We start from the raw sequence: 2,005 nt of genomic DNA, 5'->3' as shown, positions 1-2,005 counted from the left end.
CTTCAATGGCCAACAGGTTGTACGGCGAGTTGTAGAAGTCATGCCACAGGCCGTGGGCATTGCCTTCGCGGATGGCACGCAGGTTGGCGAATTCCGGTCGGGCCAACACGCGATCAAAGGCTTCGCGTGCTTCATCGGTGCTGACGCCTGCGCCCAGGATCAACCCTGGCTTGTGGTTGCCGGTCGCCACATACACATCCGGATCGGCTTTCAGCGCGTACTCCACACTGATATCGCCCAAGGCACCCGGCACCACGTCGGCGGCGATATTGCGCCCGCCCACCAGCTTGATCACTTCGCCCATGCCGCTTTTACCGGTGGTATGCCCCGGCGCTTGCCAGGCACCGGCCAGCAGTTCAAGGAATACACTCGGGCGCTTGTCGGCAGGCAGGGTGGCGACGGCGTCGGTAATGGCCTTGATGTGCTGGTCATAGAAAGCCAGGAAGGCGTTGGCCTGGGTTTCGCGACCCAGCGCTTCACCCAGGGCCTTCATGCTGGTGTGGGTGCCTTGCACCGGGTTGATACGAAAGTCGACAAACAACACCGGGATGCCGGCCTTGGCCAGTACATCCGCCACCGGGCTGTGTTCTGTGGGGCCGTGGCCGGAAATGCTGAACACCGCCAGATCAGGTTTCAACGACAGAATTTCCTCGGCACTGACGCTTTGTTCCGACGCCTGCCCGATCAGCGGGATGTTTTTCACTGTCGGAAACTTCGCTACATAGGCGTTGTAGGTATGTGGGTCCAGCAGTTTCAAGTCGTTCTGCCAACCGACGATGCGTTGGAACGGCGCCTCCTTGTCGAGCAAGGCAAATGCCGAAACCAAACGGCCTTCTCCGAGTACCACGCGCTTGACGTCATCCTTCACCTCGACCTTGCGGCCCAGTACGTCAGTGACTTCATGGGCCGCGGCGGTTTCGGCGTGACCGAGGAACAGCGCGGCACACAACACGCCGAGTTTGAACAGGTGTCGGGATTTCAACATGGCGAGGGCTCCTGGAAGGGGAAAGTCAGAATTCATAATCGACACTGGCAGTGAGGGTGCGCCCGGCACCCGGGATGCCGTAGAGCTGGAAGCCATCGAGGGACGCGCCGACCTGGCTGTAATAGAACTTATTGAACACATTGTTGAGGTTGAGGTTGACCGTGGTGTCCTTGTTCACCTTGTATTGCGCTGCCACGTTGCTCAGCCAGTAACCGGGAGCTTTTTCGTGATCGCGGGTATAGATCGCATACACCCCGGACGGACCGTTGGCGTAGCTGCTGTTGTTGTTCAAACCGCCGACGTATTGGTTGTCGCTGTAGCGACGCCGGCCGACATATTGCTCGCCGTAGCTCAGGCTCAGGGCGTCGGTGATGGCGTAGGTGGTCCACAGGTTGGCGGTCAGATCAGGTACGTTCTTGGCTTCGGCGCCTTTGTTGATGCCCTTGGTCTGGGTGCTCTTGAGCGCCGAGAAACCCGCGTAGGCAGTCCAGCTCGGCGTGATATTGCCTTGCAGGCCAAGTTCTATACCATCCACGCGCTTGGCGGGCAGGGCGCGTACCGGGGCGGATTCGCCGTCCTGGTATTCCCAGGCGTTATCCAGCTCCGTGCGAAAAATCGCCGCCGTGACGTTGAGCATGTCGTGGGCAATGTCCCACTTGGTACCCAGTTCATAGGTCTTGGATTTGGCCGGACTGTAGTTACTGGTACTGGCGGCGCCATAGATCTGGTTGTTGGTGGACGCGCCCAGCGCCGACGGTTGCGCCGCCTCGCTGTAGGACACGTAGATACTGCCGTTGGGCAAGGGCTTGAACACCGCGCCGACCCGACCGCTGACGGCACCGTCGGTGCTGCTGATGGTTGCCTGGCCGCGTTGGCGGGTCTGGGCACGCCAGTGGTCGTAGCGCAGCGAGCCCAGGACTTGCCATTGCTCGTTGAGGGTGACGGTGTCGCCCAGGTAGGCGCCGGCGTTGTCGATTACCGAGCGCGGGTCACCTTCGCCCTTGGTCACGTAGGTGCTGG

2 protein-coding genes are annotated in these 2,005 nt (G+C 60.7%); both read right to left on the bottom strand.

Translation table 11 applies throughout. The features are described from left to right. A partial coding sequence (locus ACRESD_RS06060) for an ABC transporter substrate-binding protein (RefSeq protein WP_431750096.1) occupies positions 1 to 985 on the bottom strand: 985 nt, incomplete at its 3' end. Positions 986 to 1,010: 25 nt separating this feature from the next. Continuing rightward, the coding region (locus ACRESD_RS06055; RefSeq protein ID WP_431750095.1) for a TonB-dependent receptor at positions 1,011 to 2,005 on the bottom strand (995 nt) is incomplete at its 5' end.

Source organism: Pseudomonas sp. (genome assembly GCF_050739995.1).
Lineage (GTDB): Bacteria > Pseudomonadota > Gammaproteobacteria > Pseudomonadales > Pseudomonadaceae > Aquipseudomonas.
Note: the sequence above shows the minus strand (reverse complement) of the source record. Positions and strands in the feature narration are given on the sequence as shown.